Source organism: Streptomyces sp. NPDC005496 (assembly GCF_042872045.1).
In the GTDB taxonomy this organism is placed as follows: domain Bacteria; phylum Actinomycetota; class Actinomycetes; order Streptomycetales; family Streptomycetaceae; genus Streptomyces.
Window position 1 is genome coordinate 293,585 of sequence record NZ_JBIAJQ010000010.1, and the last position, 18,557, is coordinate 312,141.

Genomic DNA, 18,557 nt, shown 5'->3' on the forward strand with positions numbered 1-18,557 from the left:
ACTCGGTTCCCGGCGGGACAGGGCGCGCTGAGGCTTGCGCTGTCCCGCCGGCGGGACACTTTCCATCTCACTCCCCCGCCCCGCCCCGGCCCGCTTGCTCGCCGGGTGCGGCGGGCGCGGGCGGGTGCGGGTGGGTGTCATCGCGGGTCGGCGGCCATCAGGGACACGATGTGCCCGGCGATCAGCCGGGGTGAGGGGTGGCGCAGCACCACGTTCGGTTTGAGTTTGCGTCCCGTGGACGCGCTGAGGCGTTTGCTGAGCTCGGAGGAGAGCATCGAGTCGAAGCCCAGTTTCATGAACTCGTCGTCGGGGCCGAGCTGTTCGCTGGAGGCGTGGCCAAGGACCACGGCGACCCGTTCCAGGACGTGGTCCAGGACCAGGGCGTGCGCGTCGTCGGGGGACAGTGCCGAGATCCGCTCCGACAGCGGGACCAGGCGGTCCTCGTCGTCCTCCCCGGCCACCTGCGCCTGCGGTGCCGGGGCGGCCGGTGTCGTAGGGGCGAGGGAGCTGAGCCAGTAGCGGCGGCGGGCGAAGGCGTACGTGGGCAGGTCCACCCGCCGGCGGGTGGTGAACAGGGCGTCCCAGTCGACGTGGCCGCCGCGCACGTGCAGTGCGGCCAGCGAGGTGAGCACGGACTCCACCTCGCCGCGACCGCGCCGCGAGGAGGACAGCACCAGCGCGTCGTCCACGTCCTCGACGGTCTCCTGCACCGGAACGGTCAGCACGGGGTGCGGGCTCATCTCGATGAACACCCGCGTGCCGTCGTCGGCCAGGTGGCGGATGGAGGACTCGAAGCGGACCTGCTCGCGCAGGTTGTCGTACCAGTAGCCGCCGTCCAGTCGGGCGGTGTCGACGGGCTCGCCGTACAGCGTGGAGTAGAACGGCAGCTCGGCGGAGGCGGGGCGTACGTCGGTCAGGCAGGCCAGGACCTCTTCGCGGACCCGGGTCACGTGGTGGGAGTGGGAGGCGTAGTCGACGGAGATCCGGCGGGCCTGGGCGCCGTCGGCCTTCGTCTTGTCGACGAACTCGTCCAGTGCGTCGGGTTCGCCGGAGACCACCACCGAGCGGGGTCCGTTGACGACGGCGACGCTCACCCGTCCCTCCCAGGGGGCCAGCCGTTCCTGCACCTCCTGCGCGGACTGGGCGACGGAGGCCATCGCGCCGTGCCCGATCAGGCCCACCAGGGCCTTGCTGCGCAGCGCCACGATGCGGGTGGCGTCCCGTAGGGTCAGCGCGCCGCACACGTAGGCTGCGGCGATCTCGCCCTGGCTGTGGCCCACCACCGCGTCCGGCTGCACGCCCCAGGAGCGCCACAGGGCGGCCATGGACACCATGACGGAGAACAGGGCGGGCTGCACCACGTCCACCCGCTCCAGGGTGGGTGCGCCGTCCTGGCCGCGGATGACGTCCAGCAGCGACCAGTCGACCCACTCGGCCAGGGCGGCCGCGCAGGCGTCCATGCTTTGTGCGAAGACGGGGAAGGCCTCGTACAGTTCGCGGCCCATGCCGGCCCACTGGGAGCCCTGGCCGGGGAAGACGAAGGCGACGCCGCCCAGGGGGCCGGTGGTGCCGCGCACCACCGCCGCCGATTCGCGGCCCTCGCCCAACGCGCTCAGGGCGGCGCTCAGTTCGGTGTGGTCGCGGCCCAGGACGACCGCGCGGTGCTCGAAGCGGGAGCGGGCCGAGACCAGCGACCAGCCGGCGTCGGCGAGGTCGGTGGGCGCGTCGCCGTCCAGGAGGGTACGCAGTCTGTGCGCCTGCAGTTGCAGGGCCTGGGCGCTCTTGGCGGACACCACCCACGGCACGACGGGGCCGATGACCCCACTCCCCCGCACCTGCTCGGGGTGCCCGGGGTGGGACGGCTCGGGTGGCTGGGTCGGGGCCTCCTCCAGGATCACGTGGACGTTGGTGCCGCTGACCCCGAACGAGGACACGCCCGCCCGGCGCGGACCCTGCTGCCGGGTCCAGGGGCGGCCCTCGGCGAGGAGCTCGACGGCGCCCGAGGACCAGTCCACGTGCCGCGAGGGGGCGTCCACGTGCAGGGTCTTCGGCAGGTGGGCGTGGCGCAGGGCCATCACGGTCTTGATGACGCCGCCCACCCCGGCGGCGGCCTGGGCGTGGCCCATGTTCGACTTCAGCGACCCCAGCCACAGCGGCCGGCCGTCCTCGCGGTCCTGGCCGTAGGCGGCCAGCAGCGCGCCCGCCTCGACGGGGTCGCCCAGCACGGTCCCGGTGCCGTGCGCCTCCACCAGGTCCACCTCGCCGGGGGCGATGCCGGCGTTCGCCAGGGCGGTGCGGATCACTTTCTCCTGGGCGCGGCCGTTGGGGGCGGTCAGCCCGTTGGAGGCGCCGTCCTGGTTCACCGCGGAGCCGCGGACGAGGGCGAGCACGGGGTGGTTGTTGCGGCGGGCGTCGGAGAGCCGTTCCAGCAGCAGCACGCCCGCGCCCTCGGCCCAGCCGGTGCCGTCGGCGCCGTCGGCGAACGCCTTGCACCGGCCGTCCGCCGACAGGGCGCCCTGGCGGGAGAACTCCACGAACATCGCGGGCGTCGACATCACCAGCGCGCCGCCCGCCAGCGCCAGCGACGACTCCCCCGAGCGCAGCGACTGCACCGCCATGTGCAGGGCCACCAGTGAGGAGGAGCAGGCCGTGTCCACCGACACCGCCGGTCCGGTCAGGCCCAGTTCGTAGGCGACCCGGCCGGAGGCGACGCTCAGCGCGCTGCCGTACAGCAGGTAGCCCTCCAGGTCCGGGTAGCCGCCTTCCAGGAAGCGCCACCCGTACTCGGAGGAGCTGACGCCGGAGAACACGCCGACGTCGCTGCCGCGGATGTCGGCGGGGACGATGCCGGCGCGTTCGAAGGCCTCCCAGGAGGTCTCCAGCAGCAGGCGGTGGTGGGGGTCGACGGCCAGTGCCTCGCGGGGGCTGATGTTGAAGAAGTCCGCGTCGAAGCCGGCCACGTCGTGCAGGAAGCCTCCCTGGCGGGTGCGGGCGCCGCCGGCGGCGTCGGGGTCGGGGTCGTACACGTCGCGCCATCCGCGGTCCTGGGGGAAGTCGCCGACGACGTCGCGGCCCTCGCGTACGACCTCCCACAGTTCCTCGGGGGTGCAGACGCCGCCGGGGAAGCGGCAGGCCATGGCCACCACGGCGACGGGTTCGCCGCGGCCGGCCTTGAGGTCCTCGTTCTCCTGGCGCAGGCGGTCGCGTTCTTCGAGGAGGGTGCGCAGTGCCCGCTGGACCCGGGCCCCGCCGTCCGCTTGTTCCGCGGAGTTGGTCATGTCCGTTACCTCTTCTCATCCAGAGCCAGGTCGACCAGTGCTTCCAGGTCCAGGTCCGACAACTCCCCCACACCCGCGCCCGGGTCTGTGTCCGGGTCGGTGGGGGTGTCGTTGTCGGGTGCGGGTTGCCGGGCGCAGGCCAGGACCAGGTCCAGGAGGCCCGCGGCGCGCAGCCGCTCGATCGGCACGCTGTGCAGGACGGCGCGGATCTCGCTGTCCTCGGCGCTCGGGGCGGCCTGCGTGTCGTCGTCGGTGGCCGGGCGCAGCAGGTGGCAGATGTGCTCGCTCAGTTCGCGGGGGGTGGGGTAGCTGAAGACGAGCGCTGAGGGCAGGCGCAGGGCGGTGGCGGCGGCCAGGCGGTTGCAGAGTTCGACCGCGGTCAGGGAGTCGATGCCCAGCGGGGTGAAGGCCTGGTCGACGTCGATGCCCGCGCCGGAGGGGTGTCCCAGGACGAGGGCGACCTGGTCGCGGACCCAGTCCAGGGCGACCTGGCGGGCCTCCTCGGCGGGCAGGGCCGTCAGCTTCGCCGCCAGGGTGGGCGACGTGGTGGTGCGGGGTGTGGTGTGGGGGCGGGTGCCGCGGCGGCCGGGGCCGCTGTCGGCGAGTTCGCGCAGCAGCGGCGGCATGTCGTGCCCGCTGGTGGCGCGCAGTGCGGCGAGGTCGAAGCGGGCGGGGACCAGGACCGGCCGGCTGCCGGCGGCGGCCGCGTCGAACAGGGCCAGGGCCTGCGCGGTGGGCATCGGGGCGATGCCCACTCGTCGCAGCCGGGAGCGGTCGCTGTCCTCCAGGTTCTCGGTCATGCCGCCGGCCTGTTCCCACCAGCCCCAGCACAGCGAGGTGGCGGGCCGGCCGGCGGCGTGGCGCTGGAGGGCCAGGGCGTCGAGGAAGGCGTTCGCCGCGGCGTAGTTGGCCTGTCCCGCGGTGCCGAGGGTGCCGGCCAGGGCGGAGAAGTGCCAGAACGCCGACAGGGTGTGGTCCTGGGTCAGTTCGTGCAGGTGCAGGGCGCCGCCCGCCTTGGCGTGCAGGACGTCGTCGACGGCGTCGCCGGTCAGGGCCTGCACGGTGGCGTCGGCGAGGGTGCCGGCGGCGTGGACGACGGCGGTCAGCGGGTGGCGGGCGGGCAGGCCGGTGAGCAGGGCCGCCACCGCGTCGCGGTCCCCCACGTCGCAGGCGACGACCTTGACCGCCGCGCCGGCGGCCTGGAGGTCGGCGACGAGTTCGTCCACCCCGGGGGCCGCCGGTCCGCTGCGGCTGGCCAGCAGGAGACTGCGCACGCCGTGTTCGCGGGCGAGGTGGCGGGCCACGAGGGAGCCCACTCCCCCGGTGCCGCCGGTGACCAGCACGGTGCCGCCGCCGAAGCCGTCTCCGACGTCCAGGACGAGCTTGCCGGTGTGCCGGCCCTGGCTCATCTCGCGGAAGGTGCGGCGGGCGTCGCGGATGTCGCGCAGGGAGATCGGGTTCAGGTGCAGCCGGCCCTCGGCGAACAGGTCCATGACGGCGCCGAACATGTCCTTGATGGCGTCCGGGCCCGTCTCGTACAGGTCGAAGGCCTGGTAGGTGACGCCCGGGTGGTCGATGGCCACCTGACCGGGGTCGCGGATGTCGGTCTTGCCCATCTCCAGGAAGTGGCCGCCTTCGGGGAGCAGCCGCAGGGAGGCGTCGACGAAGGTGTGGGCCAGGGAGTTCAGGACGACGTCCACGCCGCGGCCGCCGGTGGCGCGGTGGAAGGTGTCGACGAAGTCCAGGTCGCGGGAGGACGCCAGGTGCGCGTCGTCCAGGCCCAGCGCGCGCAGGGCGGGCCATTTGGCGGGGCTGGCGGTGGCGTAGACCTCGGCGCCGGCGTGCCGGGCCAGCTGGACGGCGGCCATGCCGACGCCGCCGGCCGCGGCGTGGATGAGGACGCGCTGCCCCTTGCGCAGGCGTATCGCCTGGAAGAGGGCGTAGTAGGCGGTGAGGAAGGTGCAGGGCACGGACGCGGCCTGGGCGTGGGTCCATCCGTCGGGGACGGGCACGAGGAGGCGGTGGTCGGCGACGGCGGTGCGGGCGAAGGCGCCGGTGAAGATGCCGGCGACCCGGTCGCCGGGCGCCAGGTGCGGCACGTCGTCGGCGACCTCCAGGACGACGCCGGAGCCCTCGCTGCCGAGCCCGGCGTCGATGGCGGTGCGCTCCACCAGTCCCAGCGCGATGGTCACGTCGCGGAAGTTCACTCCCGCGGCCTGCACGGCGATACGGACCTGGCCGGAGGTCAGGGGTGCCCGCACCTCCGGGCACGGTGTCCAGTCCAGGTTCTCCAGCGTGCCGGTGTCGGTGATGCCCAGGCGGTGCGGGCCGGCCGGCGGGGCGTCCAGGCGCCGCTCGTCGGCGGTCGCGGGGGCCAGGCGCGGCACCAGGCAGGCGCCCTCGCGCAGGACCAGCTGCTCCTCCCCGGCGGTGAGGGTGTCGGCGAAGCGTTCCCGGGAGGTGTCCGCGTCGTCGATGTCGACCAGCTTGAACCTGCCGGGGTGCTCGCTCTGCGCGGAGCGCACCAGGCCCCACACGGACGCGCCGGGCAGGTCCTCGATGCGGTCCTCGGCGCGGGCGGCAACCGCGTGGCGGGTGAGGACCACCAGCGTGGAGGCGGCCAGGGAGTCCTCGGCGAGGAAGCGCTGGAGCAGGTCCAGGACGCGCTTGTCCGCCGCGGCGACGCTCTCCAGCACGCCGGTGCCGGTGCCGGTGTTGGTGTCGGTGTCGTCCGGGCACACCACCAGGTGTGCGGGGGCCGGGTCCGCGGCGGCGTCCGCCAGCGAGGCGTACGACGCGATGTGCCCGCCTGTTTCGGTCAGTTGGCGGGCCAGGGCGCTGCCGGTGCCCAGGACGCCCCACGGGCTGTGGTGCGGGGCCGGGGTGAGGGCGGCGGGGCGCCAGTGCAGGGTGTAGAGCGGCTGCTGCGCGCCGGGGGCGGTGCGGACCTGTTCGGCGACGGCGGGGCGGAACGTCAGGGCCTGGATGCGGGCCAGGGGTGCGCCGTGTTCGTCGGCGAGGGTCACCGACACGGCGCCCTCCCCGGCCGGGGACAGGTGCACGCGCACGCTGTCGCCGCACTGCCCTTGCAGGTGTGCGCCGCTCCAGGAGAACGGCATCCAGCCCTGCTCGCCGGTCACCTTCAGCACGCCGCCGGCGACGACCGCGTGCAGGACGCTGTCCAGCAGTGCGGGGTGCAGGGCGAAGGCGTCACCGGGGGGTGCCTGTGCGGTGTCGGGCAGGGTGGCCAGGGCGTAGAGGTCCTCGCCGTGGCGCCACACCTCGCGCAGTCCGCGGAAGGCGGGCCCGTAGTCGAAGCCGGCGTCGGTGAACTCCTCGTACAGGTGCTCCAGGTCCACCGGGCGGGCGCCGGCGGGCGGCCATACGCCCGGCGGGTGCGGCTGCCGGGCCGCTTCGGTGGGCTCGGGTGCGGCGGCGAGGTCGCCGCGGGCGTGCCGGGTCCAGCCGCCTTGTGCGTCCGGGTCCTGGCCGGGCCGGGCGTACACCTCCACTGTGCGCCGGCCGGTGTCGTCCGCGGCGCCCAGGACGACGCGCAGCTGCACGTCGCCGTCGGGGGGAAGGATCAGGGGGACTTCCAGGGTGAGTTCCTCAACGCTGTCGCAGCCGGCCCAGGCGCCCGCCGACAGGGCCACGTCCAGGTAGGCGGTCGCGGGGACCACGGCCGCGCCGAACACGCTGTGGTCGCCCAGCCAGCCGTGGCTGTGCAGGGACCAGCGGTGGGTGAAGACCATCTCGCCGGTGGCGGGGTGCTCCACGACGGCGCCCAGCAGCGGGTGCCCGGGGGCCGCCAGGCCCGCGGCGGCGACGTCGGTGCGGTCGCCGGCCTGGAAGTCGAGCCAGTAGCGGCGGCGGGTGAAGGCGTAGGTGGGCAGGTCGACGCGGCGGCGCGTGCCGAACAGGGCGTCCCAGTGCACGGAATGGCCTGCGGTGTGCAGGGCGGCGAGTGCGCCCAGCAGGGCCCGGGGGCCTTCGCGGTCGCGTCGCGAGGCCGACAGCACGAGCGCGTCGTCGATGCCGGCGCTCGCGAAGGCGTCCTGGGTGAGGGAGGTCAGGGTCGCTCCCGGACCCACTTCGAGGAAGACGCTCGCGCCGGCGGCACGGGCGCACTGCACCGCGTCGTCGAAGCGCACCGAGTGGCGCAGGTGCTCCACCCAGTACGAGGCGGACGTCAGCTCGGCGGACGTGGCCAGGCGGCCCAGGCGGGTCGAGATGAGCGGGATCGTCATCCGGCCGGCGGGCAGCTCGCCCAGCGCGCGGGCGAAGTCGTCCAGGACGGGGTCCATGAGCGGGGAGTGGAAGGCGTCGTCGACGGCGAGGAGTTTCGCCGACCGGCCCTGGGCCAGGAGCTGGTCGCGCAGGGCGTGGACCTGGTCGCGCAGGCCCGAGACCACCACCGAGTCGGGGCCGTTGACGGCGGCGATCCCCACCCGGTCGTAGCCGGCGAGCAGCGGCGTGATGTCGCTGTGCGCGGCGCGGACGGCGAGCATCGCGCCGGGTTCGGTGACGGTGGCCATGAGGCGGCCGCGGGCGGCCACCAGCCGGGTCGCGGTGTCCAGGTCCAGGACGCCCGAGACGTGGGCGGCGGCGATCTCCCCCACCGAGTGGCCGATCAGGTGGTCCGGGCGTGGCAGGTGGTGCTCCAGCAGCCGGTAGAGGCTGACCTGCAGGGCGAACAGGGCCGGCTGGGCGAGGTCGGTGCGCCGCTGTCCGTCGGGCTCCTGGGCCAGCAGCAGCGGCTTGAGGGCGAAGGGCAGCTGCGTCTCGAAGCGGGCGCAGATCTCGTCCAGACTCGCGGCGAAGACGGGGAAGGTGTCGTACAGCTGCCGGGCGGTGCCGGCCCAGGGCGAGCCCTGGCCGGGGAACATGAACACGGTGCCGCCGTGGGCGGCGGTGGTGGTGCCGCGGATGACGGCCGGGGACTCCTCGCCCGCGTGCAGCGTCTTGAGTGCGTCGAGGAGTTCGCCGCGGTCGCGTCCCACGACGACGGCGCGGTGCTCGAAGCGGGCGCGGGTCGCGGCCAGCGACCAGCCGGCGTCGGCGAGGTCCAGTGCGCTGTCGGCGCTGAGGAAGTCGTGCAGGCGGCCCGCCTGCTCCTTGAGGGCGTCGGCGCTCTTGCCGGACACCGTCCACGGCACCAGGCCCCCGGCGACCGGCTCCCCCACCGGCAGCGGGTCTGTGGGGGGCGTGGGCGGGGCCTGTTCGAGGATCACGTGGGCGTTGGTGCCGCTCGCCCCGAAGGACGACACTCCCGCCCGGCGGGGACGGCCCTCGGGGGTGGTCCATTCGCGGGCCTCGGTGAGGAGCTGGACCGCTCCGGCCGTCCAGTCGACGTGGCTGGAGGGGCGGTCGACGTGCAGGGTGCGGGGCAGCACACCGTGGCGCATCGCCATCACCATCTTGATGATGCCGCCCACCCCGGCAGCCGCCTGGGTGTGCCCGATGTTCGACTTCAGCGACCCCAGCCACAACGGCGAGCCGTTCTCACGCTCGCGGCCGTAGGTGGCCAGCAGGGCGCCCGCCTCGATGGGGTCGCCCAGCGTGGTGCCGGTGCCGTGCGCCTCCACCGCGTCGACCTCGCCCGCCTCCAGGCGGGCGTTGGCCAGCGCCGAGCGGATCACCCGCTGCTGGGCCGGACCGCTGGGCGCGGTCAGCCCGTTGGAGGCGCCGTCCTGGTTGATGGCCGAGCCGCGGATCACCGCCCACACGTCGTGCCCGTTGCGCCGCGCGTCCGAGAGGCGTTCCAGGACCAGGACGCCGACGCCCTCGGCGAAGCCGGTGCCGTCCGCGGCGTCCGCGAACGCCTTGCACCTGCCGTCCGCGGACAGGCCGCGCTGGCGTGACATCTCCCGGAACACCTGCGGCGTGCCCATCACGGTGACCCCGCCCGCCAGCGCCAGGCCGCACTCGCCCTGCCGCAGAGACTGCACCGCCTGGTGCACGGCCACCAGCGAGGAGGAGCAGGCGGTGTCCGTGGACAGCGCCGGACCCTCCAGGCCCAGCGTGTACGCCACCCGGCCCGAGGCCACGCTCAGCAGGGAGCCGATCTGCCCGTAGCCGGCGATCGCCTCGGGGGTGGCGAAGTGGTTGCCGTAGCCGAAGTAGGCAAGGCCGGCGAAGACGCCGGTGTCGCTGCCGCGCAGGGTGTGGGGGTCGATGCCCGCCCGCTCCAGCGACTCCCAGGATGCCTCCAGCAGCAGCCGCTGCTGGGGGTCCGCGGACAGCGCCTCGCGCGGGCTGATCCCGAAGAAGTCGGCGTCGAAGTCCCCCGCGTCGTACAGGAATCCGCCCGAGCGGGTGCTGCACGTGCCGGGATGGTCGGGGTCGGGATCGTAGAGGCCGGGCACGTCCCAGTGGCGGTCCTCGGGGAAGCCGGACACCACGTCCGCGCCCGAGCGCACCAGTTCCCACAGCTGTTCGGGGGAGGTCGCCCCGCCGGGGTAGCGGCAGGCGACGCCGACGATCGCGATGGGCTCGGCGGCGGCGTCCGTCAGCTCCTGCAGGCGCTTCCTGGTCTCGATCAGTTCGATCGAGGTGCGCCGCAGGTAGTCCAGGACGTCGGCGTTGTTGTCGTTGGTCATCGCTCTCCCCTAGCCGAGCTCTTTGTCGAGCAGCGAGAGGAGCTCTCCCGCCGAGGCCGCACTGATCTGGTCGACGATGCCGACCGGTGATCCGGCGCCCGCCATCGAACGCACTCGGCCCTGCAGCTCGCCGAGCAGAGTGGAAATGGTGCTCTGGTCCTCCTGGGCGAGCGTGGCGAACGCGTCCTCCAGCCGGGCGCCCAGTCCCTCGATCTCCCGCACCAGCGGGGCGGCCGGCGAGGCGGGGGCGCTCTCCTCGGGCATGAGGTGCTCGTACAGGAAGGCGGCCAGTGCCTGGGGGTTGGGGTGGTCGAAGACCAGGGTGGCGGGCAGCTTCAGCCCGGTGACGGCCGCCAGCTTGTTGCGCAGCTCCAGCGCCGTCAGCGAATCGATCCCGAGCTTCTTGAACGTCTCGGCGGGAGCGACCCGCGCGGTGTCGGCATGCCCCAGGACCAGGGCGGTCTGCGTGCGGACGGCCTCCAGCAGCGCCGTGCGCGCCTCGGCGGGAGCCATCAGCTCCAGTTGCTGCGCCAGCGCGGGCCCGGCCGCTGTCTCCGCGCCCGCCGCCCGGTCGTCCGCGCCGAAGGCGGCGGCCAGGGTGCGCAGCAGCGGGGAGCCCATCGGTGCACCGCCCGTGGTGGCGAGCGCGGCCTGGTTCAGGCGCACCGGCACCACGACCGGCCGGCCGGTGCCGAGCGCCGCGTCGAACAGGGCGAGTCCTTCGCGGGTCGACAGGGGCTGTACGCCCTGGCGTTGCAGGCGTTCGACGTCCGCGTCGCCCAGGTCGGCGCCCATGTCGCCGCGCTCGGCCCAGAAGCCGAAGCACAGGGCCAGGGCGGGCAGGTCCTGGGCGCGGCGGGCCTGGGCCAGGCCGTCGAGGTAGGCGTTGGCGGCCGCGTAGTTGGCCTGTCCCGCGGTGCCCAGGACGCCGGCGACGGAGGAGAACAGCACGAACGCGGACAGCGGGAGGTGGCGGGTCAGTTCGTGCAGGTGCCAGGCTCCGCGCACCTTCGGCGCCAGGACCGTATCCAGGCGGCCTTGGTTCAGGGCGGGGACGATGCCGTCGTCCAGGACGGCCGCGCAGTGGATGACGGCGCTGAGCGGGTGCGCGGCGGGCACCGCGTCGATCAGCGCGGCGAGCGCGTCGCGGTCGGTGACGTCGCAGGCCACGATGTCGACGTGGGCGCCGGCCGCGGTCAGTTCCTCGCGCAGGGCCGCCGCCGCGGGTGCGTGCGGGCCGCGCCTGCTGGTGAGCAGCAGCCGGCGTACGCCGTGCCGCGTCACGAGGTGGCGGGCCAGCAGGGCGCCCAGGCCGCTGGTGCCGCCGGTGATCAGGACCGAGCCGGACCCCAGCCCCGGCACCAGCGCGCCGGGGTCGGTGGATCGGCGTGGCAGGGGGGCCAGTTGGGGGCGGCTGAGGCGCCCGGCGCGGAGTCGGAGCTGGGGGTGGGCGGTGGCGGCGGCCGCGTGCAGGAGGTCGCGTGAGGCGGGGTGGTCGTCGGTGTCGATGAGGGTGAAGCGGCCCGGGTTCTCGGTCTGCGCGGTGCGTACGAAGCCCCAGAGGGCGGCCGCCGCGGGATCGGCGGGGACGGACTCGTCGCCGGACGCGCCCCGGGTCACCAGGACCAGACGGGAGGCGGCGTACCGCTCCTGGCCCAGCCAGGCCTGCGTCCACTCCAGCACCCGGTGCAGGGCGGCCTCGACCGCGGCCGGCGCACCCGTGTCGGCGCCCGTGTGGTCGAGGTGGGCGATGACCTGGGGCGGCAACGGCCCCTCATGAGCGGTGAGTTCCCCGACGCCGGTGAACACCGCCGCGTCGGCTGCGGGGGCGGGCGGGGGCGGAAGCTGCTCCCAGTCGAGGTGGAACAGCGCGTCCTGGTCCTCGAAGCTCAGCTCGCTCAGCCGGGTGAGGTCGGCGGGGGCAAGGCTCAGTGAGGCGATGGAGCCCACCGGGGTGCCGTCGTGGCCGGCGAGGGTCACCGACACGGTGTTCTCGCCCGCCGGGTCCAGCCGCACGCGCAGCACGCCCGCCGGCGCGGCCGAAAGGCGCAGGCCCGTGCAGCGGGAGGGCAGCAGGCCCTGGGCCGTGGAGGGGCCGGTGCCGTCGAGGAGGCCCAGCGCGGGCCAGACGGCGTGCAGCAGTGCCGGGTGGAGGGTGAAGCGGGCGCTGTCCGGGCTCGGCGTGGGCAGTTCCACCTCGGCGAACAGGGTGCGGTCCCGGCGCCAGACCTGGCGCAGGCCGCGCAGCTGGGGGCCGTGGCCGAAGCCGAGGGCCGCGAGGCGGGCGTACTCCTGCTCGAAGGGCACGCTCGCCGCGCCGGGCGGCGGCCACGCGGTCAGGGCGTCCGGGCCGGCCGGGGGTGTGCTGTCGCGTCCCGCGCGGCCGCTGGCGTTGCGGCTCCAGTCCGCCTCGTCGAGGCCGCGGGAGTGGACGCTGATCGCCCCCGTGCCGTCGACCTGGACGCGGATCTCCCGCTCGCCGCTGCGCGGCAGCACCAAAGGGGTCTCCAGGGTGAGGTCCTCGACGAGGTCGTAGCCCGCCTTGCGGGCCGCCCACACGGCGAGTTCCGCCGGCACGGTGGCCGGTACCAGGGCGGCGCCGTGCACGGTGTGCTCGGCCAGCCACGGGTGGCGTTCGGCCGACAGGCGTCCGCTGCCCGCCACCGCGCCGCCGCCGCGCTCGTCGGGCAGGTCGATGACGGCGTCGAGCAGCGGGTGGTCGCTGGTGCTCGCGGCGGCGGTCTCGCGCGGTGTGTTCAGCCAGTAGCGCCGGCGCTGGAAGGGGTAGGTGGGCAGCTCGGGCACCGGGCCGCCCACCTGGCCGAACACCGCCTGCCAGGACACCGGCGCGCCGGAGACGAACGCCTCGGCCGCCGACCGGTAGAGGCGGTCCAGGCCGCCCTCGTCGCGGCGCAGCGAGCCCACCACGACGCCGGTGGCGCCGTCGGTGGTGTCGAACATCTCCTGGATGTTCATCACCAGCAACGGGTGGGGGCTGAGTTCGATGACGGTGCTGTGCGGTTCCTGCTCGGCCAGGCGGCTCATGGCGGGCCCGAACTGCACGGGCCGGCGCAGGTTGCGGAACCAATAGGCGGCGTCCAGGCGCATCGGGTCGATCACCTCGCCGGTCACCGTCGAGTAGATCGTCACCGCCGACGGGCGGGGGGTGAGTGTGCCCAGCTCGGCCTCCAGGCGGCCCTGGAAGCGGTCCATCAGCGGGGAATGGCCGGGCACACTGGACTTGATCAGCCGGGCGCGGGCGCCGCGGGCCTGGCAGGCGGCGACCAGGTCCTGGACGGCGTCGCTCTCCCCGGACACGGTCGTGGAATTGGGGCCGTTGACCGCGGCGATCCCGATCCGCGACTCCTGTCCTTGCAGCAGGTCCCGCACGTCCTGTTCGGGCAGCAGGATGCCGGCCATGCTGCCCTGCCCGGTGACCTCGGCGAGCAGCCGCGAACGCAGCGCGACGATCTTGGCGGCGTCCTGCAGGGTCAGGGCGCCCGCGATGTAGGCGGCGGCGATCTCGCCCTGGGAGTGGCCGATCACCACGTCGGGGGTCACGCCCAGCGACTGCCACACCCTCGCCAGGGACACCATCACCGCGAAGAGGACCGGCTGGACGACGTCGATGTCCTCCAGGTCCGCCGATGCGGGTCCGTCGCACACGGTGTCGATCAGCGACCAGGACACCCACGGCTGGAGTGCCGCCGCGCAGGCGCGCAGTTCGCGGGCGAAGACGGGTGAGGTCTGGAACAGTTCGCGGCCCATGGCCGTCCACTGGGCGCCCTGGCCGGGGAAGACGAACACGGTCCGCCCGGCCGGGCGTGCGGTGCCGGACACCGCGAGGTCGCCGGTGCCGGCGGCGACGGCGGCCAGGGCGGTGAGCAGTTCCTGCCGGTCGGCGCCGATGACCACCTGGCGGTGCTCGAACAGCGAGCGGGTCTCCACCAGGGCCCGGCCCACCGCGGCGGGGGTCAGCGCCGGGTCCCGGGTGACGAACTCCGCGAGGCGGGCGGCCTGTTCGCGGACGGCTTCCTCGGAGCGCGCCGACAGCACCCACGGCCACGCGGTGCGCGCGGCGGCGGCCGGCTCACCCCCGTCGGCATCGGTGCCGGTGTCGGTGGGGGCGGGGGGTTCGGGGGCCTGTTCCAGCAGCAGGTGGGCGTTGGTGCCGCTGATCCCGAAGGACGACACTCCCGCCCGGCGGGGACGGCCCTCGGGGGTGGTCCATTCGCGGGCCTCGGTGAGGAGTTCAACCGCTCCGGCCGTCCAGTCGACGTGGCTGGAGGGGCGGTCGACGTGCAGGGTGCGGGGCAGCACACCGTGGCGCATCGCCATCACCATCTTGATGATGCCGCCCACCCCGGCAGCCGCCTGGGTGTGCCCGATGTTCGACTTCAGCGACCCCAGCCACAACGGACGGCCGTCCTCGCGCTCCTGGCCGTAGGTGGCCAGCAGGGCTTCGGCTTCCATGGGGTCGCCCAGGCGGGTGCCGGTGCCGTGGGCCTCCACCGCGTCGACCTCGCCCGCCGCGAGGCCGGCGTCGGCCAGGGCGGCGTGCACGACGCGCTGCTGGGCCAGGGGGTTGGGGGCGGTCAGGCCGTTGGAGGCGCCGTCCTGGTTGATCGCCGAGCCGCGGATCACCGCCCAGACGCGGTGGCCGTTTCGCCGGGCGTCGCAGAGGCGTTCCAGGACCAGGACGCCGGCGCCCTCGGAGAAGCCGGTGCCGTCCGCGGCGTCCGCGAACGCCTTGCACCTGCCGTCCGCGGACAGGCCGCGCTGGCGGGCGAGTTCGACGAACATGCCCGGCGTCGGCAGCGTCGACACCCCGCCGGCCAGCGCCAGCGTGCACTCCCCCTCCCGCAGGGAGCGCACCGCCTGGTGCACGGCCACCAGCGAGGAGGAGCAGGCGGTGTCGGTGGACAGCGCCGGCCCCTCCAGGCCCAGGACGTACGCCACCCGGCCCGAGGCGACGCTGAGGTGGCCGCCGGTCAGGGCGAAGCCCTCCACCTCGCCGTTCGCGCCGCCGCCCATCCGCGGGCCGTAGTCGACGCCGTAGATGCCGGTGAACACGCCCGTCGCGGTGCCGCGCAGGGCGTGGGGGTCGATGCCCGCCCGCTCCAGCGCCTCCCACGTCGTCTCCAGCATCAGCCGCTGCTGCGGGTCCATCGCCAGCGCCTCGCGCGGGCTGATCCCGAAGAACGGTGCGTCGAAGTCCGCGAGGTGGGGCAGGAAGCCGCCGGTGCGGGTGTAGGTCTTGCCGTGCGCCTCGGGGTCGGGGTCGTAGAGGGCTTCCACGTCCCAGCCGCGGTCCTGGGGGAAGTCGCCCATCGCGTCCACCCCCTGCGACACCACGTGCCACAGGTCTTCGGGGGAGGTCACCCCGCCCGGGAAGCGACACCCCACCCCCACGACGGCGATGGGCTCGCGCGCGGACTCCTCCAGCTCGCGCACCCGCTCGCGCAGTTCCTGCGCGTCAGTGACGGCACGTCGCAAGTAGGAGCGGAGCTTGTCGACTTCCTCCACCGGGTCCTCCCTCAACTTGTGTGAAAAACGAACTGGGCTACACGTATCCGCGCTCGATCAGGGCGTAGAGGTCGTCGTCGCTGTGCGCGGCGGCCTCGTCCCTGTGCTCGGCGTCTTTGCCGGGTGTGGCGGTGGCCGGGGTGTCGGGCACCGCCGGGTGCAGGAGGTCGAGCAGGCGCTGGGCGAGGCGGCGGGGGGTGGGGTAGGTGAAGGCGACGGTGGCGGGCAGGCGGACGCCGGTGAGCGCGTGCAGCCGGTTGCGCAGCTCGACGGCGGTCGCGGAGTCGAAGCCCAGCGTCTTGAACGTCTCGTCCGCCTGCGCCTGCAGGGCGGGGCCGCTCACCTGGACGCCCTTGGCGGTGAGCAGCGTCGCCGTCTCGGCGCTCACCAGGGCCAGCGCGTCCGCGGGTGAGTCCAGGCCGGCCGCCGCACTGTGCGGGGTGGGGCCGGCGGGGTCGTCCGCGGGGCCGGTGGGGGCGCTGAGCCAGTACCGCTGCCGCTGGAAGGGGTAGGTCGGCAGGGTGATGCGGCGCGGCCGGGCGGCGGCGAAGAGGGCCGTCCAGTCGGCGGGCAGCCCGCGCACATACAGCTGGGCCAGCGCGCCCCAGACCTTGCCGAGGCTGCCGTCGTGCTTGCTCAGGGTGCCCACCACCAGGGGCGGCTCCGCCAGGGTGTCGGCTCTTTCCTCCATCGCGACCTGGAGCACGGGGTGCGGGCTGACCTCCACGAACACGCCGGGGCGGGTGCGCATCAGGTCGTCGACGACGTCGGCGAAGCGCACCGGGGAGCGCAGGTTGTCGTACCAGTACGCGCCGTCCAGGGTGCGGGTGTCCAGGAGCTGCCCGGTGACGGTGGAGTGGAACGCCACCGTCGAGGAGCGCGGGCTCACCCCCGCCGCGGCTTCGAGGACCTGGGCGCGGATGCGTTCGACGTGGTGGGAGTGGGAGGCGTAGTCCACCTTGATGCGGCGTACCCGCACCTGGTCGTCGGCGGCGGCCTTCGCGAACTGCTCCAGGGCCTCGTCGTCGCCGGAGATCACCACCGACTGGGGGCCGTTGACGGCGGCCACCGACAGCCGGCCGGGCCAGTGCCGCAGCCGCTGTGTCACCCAGTCGGCGGGGGCGGCGACCGCGCTCATGCCGCCCAGGCCGGCCAGTTCGGACAGGCACTGGCTGCGCCGGGCGACGATCTGCGCGGCGTCGGGCAGGGACAGGGCGCCGGACACGCAGGCCGCGGCGATCTCCCCCTGGGAGTGGCCCACCACCGCGTCGGGGACCACGCCCAGCGAGCGCCACAGCCGGGCCAGCGACACCATCATCGCGAACAGTGCGGGCTGGATGACGTCCACCCGCTCCAGTGACGCGGCGCCGGGCGCCCCGGTGACGACGTCCACCAGGGACCAGTCCACCCAGGGCGCCAGCGCCGTGGCGCAGTCGTCGACGGCGCGCGCGAAGACCTCGCTGTGCGCGTACAGCTGCCGTCCCATGGCCGGCCACTGCGAGCCCTGGCCGGGGAAGACGAAGACGACCGGGCCCGTCTCGCCGCCGCTGACGCCGCGGACTCCGCGGGTGGGGGTGGTGCCTGTGGCGAGGGCGTCGAGGCCGGCGAGCGCGTCCGTGCGGCCGGTGGTGAGCAGGACCGCGCGGTGGGTGAACGCGGTCCGGGTCGCGGCCAGCGCGTGGCCCACGTCGGCGGCCTGCCAGGGCGTGCCGGCGAGCTGGTCCCGCAGCCGGGCCGCCTGGGCGCGCAGGGCCTGCTCGCCGTGCGCGGACAGCACCCACGGCACCGTCGCGTCCGCGGCTGCCGGTTCCGGTTCCGGCTGCCGCGACGGGGCCGGGGGGTGGGGGGCCTGTTCGAGGACGAGGTGGGCGTTGGTGCCGCCCATGCCGATGGAGGAGACGCCGGCGCGGCGCGGCCGCTGCGGTGTGCCGGGCCAGGGTCTTGGGGTGCGCAGCACCTCGAAGTCGCGGTCGAAATCGGCGATGGCGGGGTTGGGGGTGCCGAAGCCGGGCTGGGCCGGGAGCTGGGCGCGTTCCACGCACAGGGCGGCCTTGACGAAGCCGACGATGCCCGCGGCCGGTTCCAGGTGGCCGACGTTGGCTTTGACCGCGCCGAGCACCAGGGGCCGCTCGCGGCCGGCGCCGGCGCCGGCCTGGCGCAGGCCCGACGCCTCGGCCGGATCGCCCAGGCGGGTGCCGGTGCCGTGGGTCTCGACGTAGTCGACGTCCCGCAGGTCCAGGCCGGCGCGGGTGAGGGCCGCGCGGACGGCCGCGGCCTGTCCGGTGGGGCTGGGGTCGGGCATCCGGGAGGTGGCGCCCGCGCCGGCCACGCCCCAGCCGCGGATGACGGCGTAGACGTGGTCGCCGTCGGCGAGCGCCTGGTCGAGGTGTTTGAGGACGACGAACGCGCCGCCCTCGCCGCGTACGAAGCCGTTGGCGCGCTCGTCGAAGGGGAAGCAGTTCCCCTCGGGTGACAGGGCGCCCAGGTTGGCCAGGCCCGCGCCGGTCTCGGGGTCGGTGATCAGGTGCACGCCGCCGGCGATCGCCAGGTCGACGGCGCCGGAGTGGATGCGTTCGCACGTCAATGCCAGCGACACCAGCGAGGAGGACTGGCCGGAGTCCGCGCACAGGCTCATCCCGCGGGCGTCGAAGAGGTGGGAGATCCGGTTGGCGATCAGTGCGCCGCTGGAGCCGAGTGCCGCGTAGTGGTCGTCGCGGTCGCTGCCGGAGTGTCTGCGCAGCAGGTCGTATCCGGAAGGGGCGGCGCCGACCACGACGTCGATGTCGCGGCCCGCGAGGGCGCCCGCGGGGATGCCGGCGTCCTCGACGGCCTCCCAGGCCAGTTCGAGTCCCAGGCGCTGCACCGGGTCCATGGCGGCGGCCTCGGCGGGCGCGATGTCGAAGAAGCCGGCGTCGAAGGTGTCGACGCGGTCCAGGAAGGAGCCCGCGTCCAGGGTGGCCGCGTCCGGGTGGGACAGGTGGCGGGTGTGCGCGTCGGCCGCCCGCTGGGGCGGGAACGTGCCGATGGTGGACCTCCCCTCGACGAGCAGCTGCCAGAACTCGGCCGGGCTGTGCACGTCGGGAAAGCGGCACGACATCCCGATGACGGCGATGTGGGCGGCTTGGCCGCTCATAGCTTGTCCTTCCCCTTGCCT

4 protein-coding genes are annotated in these 18,557 nt (G+C 74.7%); all 4 read right to left on the reverse strand.

The annotated features are described in order from the left end of the window. Nucleotides 1–137 precede the first annotated feature (137 nt). The 4 genes from ACFYQQ_RS29395 to ACFYQQ_RS29410 are packed head-to-tail and all read right to left on the reverse strand — an operon-like array spanning nt 138 to nt 18,536. Nucleotides 138–3,278, reverse strand: a complete 3,141-nt coding sequence (locus tag ACFYQQ_RS29395; protein ID WP_355788079.1) for an acyltransferase domain-containing protein — start codon at nt 3,276–3,278, stop codon at nt 138–140. Nucleotides 3,279–3,283: 5 nt separating this feature from the next. Next, nucleotides 3,284–9,877: a type I polyketide synthase gene (locus tag ACFYQQ_RS29400; RefSeq protein WP_388905673.1), complete on the reverse strand. Its 6,594-nt coding sequence runs from the start codon at nt 9,875–9,877 to the stop codon at nt 3,284–3,286. A gap of 9 nt (nt 9,878–9,886) precedes the next feature. After that, a complete protein-coding gene (locus ACFYQQ_RS29405; protein ID WP_388905678.1) occupies nt 9,887–15,403 on the reverse strand; it encodes an SDR family NAD(P)-dependent oxidoreductase in 5,517 nt (1,838 codons plus the stop codon). Nucleotides 15,404–15,440: 37 nt separating this feature from the next. After that, nucleotides 15,441–18,536 (reverse strand): type I polyketide synthase, encoded by a 3,096-nt coding sequence (locus ACFYQQ_RS29410; protein ID WP_356240315.1) that lies wholly within the window; start codon nt 18,534–18,536, stop codon nt 15,441–15,443. Nucleotides 18,537–18,557: the final 21 nt, after the last annotated feature.